Source organism: Kitasatospora sp. NPDC029312 (genome assembly GCF_055569215.1).
On sequence record NZ_JBVHXY010000034.1, the window covers coordinates 1 to 7,868 of the forward strand.

General features: G+C 72.4%; 5 protein-coding genes. 1 reads left to right on the top strand and 4 read right to left on the bottom strand.

The features are described 5' to 3' along the window. Positions 1 to 126 precede the first annotated feature (126 nt). The 4 genes from ACZ4WV_RS25155 to ACZ4WV_RS25170 form a co-directional block, all read right to left on the bottom strand. On the bottom strand, positions 127 to 1,611 hold the full coding sequence (locus tag ACZ4WV_RS25155) for an NCS2 family permease (protein ID WP_465750380.1): 1,485 nt from the start codon (positions 1,609 to 1,611) through the stop codon (positions 127 to 129). A gap of 312 nt (positions 1,612 to 1,923) precedes the next feature. Then, complete coding sequence (gene pucD / locus ACZ4WV_RS25160) at positions 1,924 to 4,293, bottom strand: xanthine dehydrogenase subunit D (RefSeq protein ID WP_465750382.1); 2,370 nt, start codon at positions 4,291 to 4,293, stop codon at positions 1,924 to 1,926. After that, a complete protein-coding gene (locus ACZ4WV_RS25165; protein ID WP_465750384.1) occupies positions 4,290 to 4,778 on the bottom strand; it encodes a (2Fe-2S)-binding protein in 489 nt (162 codons plus the stop codon). The genes pucD and ACZ4WV_RS25165 overlap by 4 nt, the downstream gene beginning before the upstream one ends. After that, complete coding sequence (locus ACZ4WV_RS25170; protein ID WP_465750386.1) at positions 4,775 to 5,662, bottom strand: FAD binding domain-containing protein; 888 nt, start codon at positions 5,660 to 5,662, stop codon at positions 4,775 to 4,777. Before ACZ4WV_RS25170 ends, ACZ4WV_RS25165 begins: the two co-directional genes overlap by 4 nt. A gap of 473 nt (positions 5,663 to 6,135) precedes the next feature. Between ACZ4WV_RS25170 and ACZ4WV_RS25175 the strand changes: the two genes are divergently transcribed. Continuing rightward, the gene (locus ACZ4WV_RS25175; RefSeq protein WP_465750388.1) at positions 6,136 to 7,728 is read left to right on the top strand and encodes a PucR family transcriptional regulator; all 1,593 of its coding nucleotides are present in this window, start codon (positions 6,136 to 6,138) and stop codon (positions 7,726 to 7,728) included. Positions 7,729 to 7,868: the final 140 nt, after the last annotated feature.

The following is a 7,868-nucleotide window of genomic DNA, read 5'->3' on the forward strand; positions in this document are numbered from 1 at the left end:
GGCTTCTTTTGCTGTTTCCGCAGCGGTAGAGGCGGCACCGCCTGTAGCGGAGCCGCTCCTGTATGTTGTCGGGGTTACCGCTGCGTCCTCTGCCCACCCCGGGCCCCCCCCCCCCCACGGGGGTGACTAGTGCACGCCGAGCCAGGACTTGATCGGTGTGAGCGCGAAGTACAGGACGAAGACCCCGGTGAGGATCCACATCAGCAGCCCGGGTTCGCGCCACTTGCCCTGGCCGGCCTTGATGACCGAGTAGGAGACGACGCCGGCCGCGACGCCCGCCGTGATGCTGTAGGTGAACGGCATCAGCACGCAGGTGAGGAAGGCCGGGATGGCGACCTCGCGGTCGGACCAGTCGATGTGCCGGGCCTGGCTCATCATCATCGAGCCGATCACCACCAGGGCGGCGGAGGCGACCTCGACCGGGACGATGCCGGCCAGCGGCGAGAAGAACAGCATCAGGGTGAACAGCCCGCCGGTGACGGCGGAGGCCAGGCCCGTCCGGGCGCCGTCGCCGACCCCGGTCGCGGACTCGACGAAGACCGTCTGGCCGGAGGCGCCGGCCAGGCCGCCGACGGCTCCGCCGGCGCCGTCGATGAACAGCGCCTTGGACAGTCCGGGCATCCGGCCCTGCTTGTCGGCGAGGCCCGCCTCGGTGCCGACGCCGATGATGGTGGCCATCGCGTCGAAGAAGCCGGCCAGCACCAGGGTGAACACCGCGACGGAGGCGCTGATCGCGCCCATGCCGTGGCCGCCGAAGGCGCCGAACAGGTCGACGTGCCCGAACAGGCTGAAGTCGGGGGCGGAGACCGGGCTGCCGGGCCACACCGGCACGGAGTTCTTCCAGGCGGAGGCCGGGACGTCGGCGACCTGGTTGACGATCACCGCGAGCACGGTGCCGCCCGCGATGCCGATCAGGATCGCGCCCCGGACGCCGCGCGCCATCAGCACGAAGATGGCCAGCAGGGTGACGCAGAAGATCGCCACGGGCCAGCCGGTCAGCTCGCCGGCCGGGCCGAGCGAGAGCGCGGTGGGGCCGCCGGTGTGGACGAACCCGGCCTTGTAGAGGCCGATGACCGTGACGAACAGGCCGATGCCGATGGTGATCGCGTGCTTGAGCGGCAGCGGGATGCCGTTCATGATCTTCTCGCGCAGTCCGGAGACCACCAGCAGCACGATCAGCAGGCCGTAGATCACGCACAGGCCCATGGCCTGCGGCCAGGTGGTGTGGGGGACGACGAGCGCGGAGACCGCGCCCGAGACGGAGAGCCCGGCGGCCAGGGCGAGCGGCACGTTGCCGACCACGCCCATCACGATGGTGGTGACGGCGGCCGCGAGCGCGGTGGCGGTGGTCAGCGCGGCGTGGTCGAGCTTGAGGCCGTTGACGTCCGCGCCGCTGAGGATCAGCGGGTTCAGCAGGATGATGTACGCCATCGCCATGAACGTGGTCAGACCGCCGCGCAGCTCGTTGGCGATGGTCGAGCCGCGGGCCGAGATCTTGAAGTACGCGTCCAGCGCGCCGTTCGGGCGTGGTGCCGGGGACGAGGGGTGGGGCTCGTCCACGGCGGGTCTGTCTGTTTCGGTGGTGCCGGGTTCCGTGGGGATCCTGGGCATGTCCACTCCCAAGTGTCAAAGGGGGTTGGGGTGGGCGAGCCGACCTGTCTGCCAGTCAACGAAGGTGGCGCAGGGGGACGGTCATCGACTCACTGTGGGGGAGGCACTCCTTCGGGGGGAGTGCCAGCGGTGCGGATGAGGGTGCGGATGAGGGTGGTGCGCACCACTGCGGAACCCCGGCGTGGGCAGGGCAGCGGGTGGGGGGGAGTCCCCGGGGCGGTGGGGAAGAGCGTCACCGCCCCGGGGAGGTCCGTACGTCCGGAGGCCTGGGAGGCCCCGGAGGTCGTGCTCCCGGAGGCCGAACGGCCGGGGTCAGCCGGGCTGTTCGGTGGTCAGGTGCTCGGGCCGGACGGGAATCCGGTTGAGCGCGAGGCCGGTGGCGTTGCGGATGGCCGCCACGATGGAGGGCGTCGCCGACACGGTCGGCGCCTCGCCGACCCCGCGCAGCCCGTACGGGGCGTGGGGGTCGGGAAGTTCGAGGATGTCCACCGGGATCGGCGGGGTGTCCAGGATGGTGGGGATCAGGTAGTCGGTGAAGGAGGCGTTGCGCACCTTCCCGTCCCGGACGATGATCTCCTCCATCACGGCGAGCCCGAGCGCCTGGGTGCAGCCGCCCTGGATCTGGCCGACCACGGAGAGCGGGTTGAGCGCCTTGCCGACGTCCTGGACGGCGGTCAGCTCGACCACCTTGACCAGGCCCAGCTCGACGTCCACGTCCACCACCGCGCGGTTGGCGCAGAAGGTGTACTGGACGTGGCCGAAGCCCTGGCCGGTCTCCTTGTCGAAGGCCTGGGTGGGCCGGTGGTGGTGCTCGCGGGTCTGCTCGACGGCCTCGTCACCGAGCAGGTCCACCATGGAGACCAGCGGTCCGGCGCTGGCCGAGACGACCTTGCCGCCGACCAGTGAGAGGTCGTCGTGGGTCCAGCCGTAGCGGCGCCGGCCCTTCTCGATCAGCTCCCGGCGCACGGCCTCGGCGGCCAGCTTCACGGCGCCGCCGGTCATGTACGTCTGGCGCGAGGCGGAGGTCGAACCGGCCGACCCCACCTCGGTGTTGGCCGGGTGGATGGTGACCTGCTCGACGCCCAGCTCGGTGCGGGCGATCTGGGCGTGCACGGTGACGCCGCCCTGGCCGACCTCGGCCATCGCGGTGTGCACCATGGCGACCGGCTCGCCGCCGATCACCTCCAGCCGCACCCGGGCGGTGGAGTAGTCGTCGAAGCCCTCGGAGAAGCCGACGTTCTTGATGCCGACCGAGTAGCCGACGCCGCGCACGATGCCCTCGCCGTGCGAGGTGTTGGACAGCGCGCCGGGCAGCGCGCGGACGTCCAGGTGCTCGGTGTCCAGCGGCGGCGGCAGCGGCATCTCCTTGGCGCGCCGCAGCAGTTCGGCGACCGGCGCGGGGGAGTCGATCCGCTGGCCGGTGGGCATGGAGTCGCCCTCCGACATCGCGTTCAGCTGCCGGAACTCCACCGGGTCCATGCCCAGTTCGGCCGCCAGCTTGTCCATCTGCGACTCGTAGCCGAACGCCGCCTGGACCGCGCCGAAGCCGCGCATCGCCCCGCAGGACGGGTTGTTGCTGTACAGCGCGATGGCGTGCATCTTCACGTTCGGGATCACGTACGGGCCGTGCCCGAGCGAGGCCGCGTTGCCGACCACGGCGGGGGAGGCGGAGGCGTAGGCGCCGCCGTCCAGCACGATCCGGCAGTCGGCGAAGACCAGCTTGCCGTCGCGGGTCGCGCCGTGCTCGTAGTGCATCCGGGCCGGGTGGCGGTGGACGTGGCCGTAGAAGGACTCGTCCCGGGAGTAGACGATCTTGACCGGCTTGTTGGTGTGCAGGGCCAGCAGGCAGGCGTGGATCTGCATCGAGATGTCCTCGCGGCCGCCGAAGGCGCCGCCGACACCGGCGAGGGTGAGCCGGACCTTCTCCTCGGGCAGGTCCAGCACCGGGGCCATCTGCTCGCGGTCCACGTGCAGCCACTGGGTGGCGATGTAGAGGTCGATGCCGCCGTCCTCGGCGGGCACCGCGAGACCGGACTCGGGGCCGAGGAAGGCCTGGTCCTGCATGCCGACCTCGTAGTCGCCGCTGACGATGACGTCCGCCATCGCCCGCACCTCGTCGGTCACGCCGAGGCCGGAGACCAGCTTCTGCTCGTGGCAGATGTTGCCGTACGCGTGCGACTTGTACTCGTGCGGCTCGTGCACGTACCCGTGGGTCTCCGGGTCCAGGCACTGCTCCTCGGTGACGATCGGGGTGAGCACCTCGTACTCGACCTTGATCTTCTTCACCGCGCGCCGGGCCGTCTCCGGGTGGTCGGCCGCGACCAGTGCGATGGCCTCGCCGTGGTAGCGGATCTTGTCGATCGCCAGCGCCGGCTGGTCCTGGATCTCCAGGCCGTAGTACTTGGAGCCGGGGATGTCCTCGTGGGTCAGCACCGCGTAGACGCCGGGCACCTTGAGCGCCTCGGAGATGTCCACCGAGAGGATGTTGGCCCGGGGGTGCGGCGAGCGCAGCGCCATACCCCAGAGCATGTCCTCGTGCCACAGGTCGGAGGAGTACGCGAACTCGCCCTTGACCTTCAGGTTGCCGTCCGGACGCAGCGGCGAGCCGCCGATGCCGTCCTTGGCCGCCTGGTTGATCTTCTGCAGGTTCTTCTGGCCCTGGATGGTGCGGGTCGTGGTCATTCCGCTGCCCCCTCGCCGGCGCACTTGCGGGCGGAGGCGAGCCGCACCGCGTCCATGATCTTCTCGTAGCCGGTGCACCGGCACAGGTTGCCCGACAGTGCCTCGCGGATGTCGTTGTCGCTCGGCTGCGGGTCGCGGTCCAGCAGCGCGTCGGTCTGCACCAGCAGGCCCGGGGTGCAGAAGCCGCACTGGACGGCCCCGGCGTCGACGAACGCCTGCTGGACGAGGCCCAGTTCGCCGTTCTCCGCGGCCAGGCCCTCGACCGTGCGCACCTCGCGGTCCTGCACCTGGCCGGCCGCGACCAGGCAGGAGCAGACCGGCACGTCGTCCAGGTAGACGGTGCACGAGCCGCACTCGCCCTGCTCGCAGGCGTTCTTCGAGCCCGGCAGGCCGACGCGCTCGCGCAGGACGTAGAGGAGGCTCTCGCCCTCCCACACGTCGTCGGCCTCGACCGGCTTGCCGTTGGCGGTGAACGTGACCCTCATGCCGCGCTCCTGATCTGCTTGCTGTAGTCGTTCCAGCACCACGTGAGGGTGCGGCGGGCCATCACGGCGAGGGCGTGCCGCCGGTAGTCGGCGGTGCCCCGGACGTCGTCGATGGGGGAGGCGGCGGCCTTCACCAGCTCGCCGAAGCGCTGGATCACCTCGGTGCCCAGCAGCTCGCCGGACTGCCAGAGCCCGCGCTCGGCGAGCACGCCCTGGAGGTACTCCTCGGCCTCGACGGCGCGGCGCGGCGTGGGGGCAGCCGAACCGATCCCCGTGCCGACGGTTCCGTCCTTCGGGTGCAGGGCGAAGCCGAACGCGCAGACCGCGATCACCATCGCGTTGCGGGTGCCGATCTTCGAGAACTGCTGCGGGCCGTCCGCGACCGGGATGCGCACGGCGCGGATCAGCTCGTCCGCCTCCAGGCAGTTGCGCTTGACCCCGACGTAGAACTCGTCGATCGGGATCAGCCGGGTGCCGCGCACGGAGGCCGCCTCGACGTACACGTCCCGTCCGGCCGCCAGCAGCGCCGGGTGGGAGTCGCCGGCCGGGGAGGCCGCGCCCAGGTTGCCGCCGACGCCGCCGCGGTTGCGGATCTGCGGCGAGCCGACGGTGTGGGCCGCCAGTGCGAGCCCGGGCAGCGGCCCGGACAGCTCCGCGATGATCCGGGCGTACGGCACCGAGGCGCCGAGCCGGACGACGTCGCCGTCGTTCGTCCATTCGGTGAGCTCGGTGACGCGGTTCAGGTCGAGAATCGCGGATGGCCGGTGCACGTCGAAGTTCAGCTCGACCATGACGTCCGTGCCACCCGCGATGGGCAGCGCGGTCGGGTACTCAGCCTTCGCCGCGAGTGCCTCGTCCCAGGTGGCGGGCCGAAGGAACTCCATGCGGGTGTCTCCTCAAGTCTTCGCCGACCGGGTGTCCGGCGGCGTTTCGCCCAGTGAACTCCTGTGACGTGGCCCACTGGCAGTCACCGATGGCATGAAGCCCCGGCTGTGGTCCCGCCCGGCATCCTGTACGTTCCTCTAAGGAGGACAATCCCGCAGCCCAGGTGTTTCGCCGGGTGTACCTACGACCGTAATCCGGCCGTGACGGGCGGGCGACGGACCCGTGACCGGAGGGCCCGCTGGTGCGTAACACCGAGCACTGATGTTCGGGCACACTGTCACCCCCGGACCGGACGGCGAACCACCCGCTCCCGCCGATCCGCGCCCCGGACACCCGTTCGGCCCCCACCGTTCCGGCCCTGGTCCAGGCCCCCTTCCGGCCCCCGTACCAGCCCCCTGTCCCAGCCCCGTTCCAGCCCCGTTCCAGACCCCTGTTCCAGCCCCCTGTCCCAGCCCCCGTAAGGAGTCCGCGGATGCGTGTCCGTGACCTGCTCGCCCCCGGCGCCCCCCGACTGCGCCTGCTCGCGGCCGAGGAGGAGCTGGACCGGCAGGTCAGCGGCGTGATGACCACGGACCTGCACGACCCCGGCCGCTACCTCCACGGCGGCGAACTGGTCCTCACCGGCATGCTCTGGCGCACCGCCCCGGCGGACTCGGAGCGGTTCGTCCGGACCATCGCCGCCGGCGGCGCGGTCGCCCTGGCCGCCGGCGAGGCCGAGGTCGGCCCGGTGCCCGAGGACCTGGTCGAGGCCTGCCGCCGGCACCGGATGCCCCTGCTGGCCGTCCCCGACGACATCGCCTTCGGAACCGTCACCGAGTTCATCGGCCGACAGGTCTCCGCCGACCGCGCCGCCGACCTCGCCGCCCTCGTCGACCGGCACCGGCTGCTGGTCTCGGCCGCCGGCGGCGGCGGCCTGGACGCCGTCCTCGACCTGCTCGGCGGCGACCTCGACCTGGACTGCTGGGTGCTCACCCCGACCGGCGCGGTGATCGCCGGCCCCGCCGACCGGCTCACCGCCGAGGACCGCGACCAGCTGGTCCGCGCCCACCTCGCCGCCCAGCGCCAGCGCCGCCGCCCCCCGCACCGGGCCCGCCTGGCCGGCGGCGCCTACTCACTGCTCCCCGCCGCCGTCGACGCCGAACACGAGGCACCGCTCGCCGACTGGGTGCTCGCGGTGGCCGGCGACATCACCGAGTGGACCACCAAGCGCCAGCAGCTCGCCGAGAACCTCGCCCGCCTGGTCGCCGCCGAGCGCCACCGCCGGGACGAGGGCCGCCGGCTGCGCCGCCGGCTGGCCGACGAACTGCTCGCCCTGCTGCGACGCGACGCGGACCCCGGCGAGATCAGCCGCGCCCTGTACGCCTCCTCGGCGATGGCCGCCCGTTACGAGACCCCCGAACCCAAGGTCCAGCCCCAGGACGTCTCCTGGCTGGTGGTCAGCGCCGAGGGCACCGGCCTGCCCGAGGGCACGGTGCGGGCCGTCCTGGAGGAGGCGCTCGGCGGCACCACCGACCGCGCGCTCGTCGCGGGCTCGGGCAACGGCGCCGTCGTGGTGCTGCCCGCCCTGGACAGCCAGGTGCCCGCCGACACCCTGCGCGACCTGCTCGCCCCGCTGGAGGCCGGACTCGGCTCGGAGGGCCGGATCACCCTCGGCGTCTCCGCCCCCGCCACCGAGGCTGGCGGCCTGCGCGGCGCCCTGGAGGAGGCCCGGCACGCCCGCCGGATCGCCGCCGCCCGGGTCGGCCGGGTCTGCGTGGCCGGCCCCGAGGAACTGGCCTCGCACGTACTGCTGCTGGCCGCCGTCCCGGACGAGGTCCGCCGCGCCTTCCGCAGCCGGCTGCTGGACCGGGTGATCGCGTACGACATCGAGCACCAGGCCGACCTGGTGCGCACTCTGGAGGCCTTCCTGCGCTCGGACGGCTCCTGGACCCGCTGCGCCGGGCAGCTGCACGTCCACGTCAACACCCTGCGCTACCGGATCGGGCGGATCGAGGAGCTGACCGGGCGGGACCTCTCCCGGCTGGAGGACCGGGTGGACTTCTACCTGGCGCTGGAGCTGGCCTGACGTCGGGTGCTCCGGGGGTGTCCTGAGACGTCCTGGGGGAACGCCGGGGGGGGGGGGGGGGGGGGGGGGGGGGGGGGAGGCGGGGGGGGGGGGGGGGGGCGGCTCCTTCAAATGTAAGCAGGGGCTCTGGCAGGGCACCC

Excerpts from the sequence above, each read along its gene's own strand:
- ACZ4WV_RS25165 (WP_465750384.1), bottom strand. The coding sequence starts at position 4,778 with ATGAGGGTCACGTTCACCGCCAACGGCAAGCCGGTCGAGGCCGACGAC.
- pucD (WP_465750382.1), bottom strand. The coding sequence starts at position 4,293 with ATGACCACGACCCGCACCATCCAGGGCCAGAAGAACCTGCAGAAGATC.
- ACZ4WV_RS25175 (WP_465750388.1), top strand. The coding sequence starts at position 6,136 with ATGCGTGTCCGTGACCTGCTCGCCCCCGGCGCCCCCCGACTGCGCCTG.
- ACZ4WV_RS25170 (WP_465750386.1), bottom strand. The coding sequence starts at position 5,662 with ATGGAGTTCCTTCGGCCCGCCACCTGGGACGAGGCACTCGCGGCGAAG.
- ACZ4WV_RS25155 (WP_465750380.1), bottom strand. The coding sequence starts at position 1,611 with ATGCCCAGGATCCCCACGGAACCCGGCACCACCGAAACAGACAGACCC.